Origin of the sequence: Paraburkholderia sp. SIMBA_053 (assembly GCF_046534895.1) — a bacterium.
Lineage (GTDB): Bacteria > Pseudomonadota > Gammaproteobacteria > Burkholderiales > Burkholderiaceae > Paraburkholderia > Paraburkholderia caledonica.
On record NZ_JAWRXU010001801.1, the window covers coordinates 1 to 233 of the forward strand.

The following is a 233-nucleotide window of genomic DNA, read 5'->3' on the forward strand; positions in this document are numbered from 1 at the left end:
GGTATTTTTGATGCCCCATTAAGTCTTGAACACGGCCCTGCCTAACTAAATGAATACTGTCTACAAACAGGCCTATCCTCTCAAGACACAGCAACTCATGGTTCCTGAAGATCACATCCTCTAAATGTGATTCAAGAAGCCTTAACTCCCCCAGCCGTTTTCGCTTCAACTTTTGATCAGAGCCATTAGTGCTGGTTTTCACCATGCCATCAATCACGCTAGTTCACTCCTTG

1 protein-coding gene is annotated in these 233 nt (G+C 44.6%); it reads right to left on the minus strand.

Features of this window, described 5'->3' with window-relative positions:
• Nucleotides 1-217 (minus strand): hypothetical protein (locus tag SB753_RS41730; RefSeq protein ID WP_410805774.1); only part of this gene is annotated, 217 nt, incomplete at its 3' end.
• Between the last annotated feature and the right edge of the window lie 16 nt (nucleotides 218-233).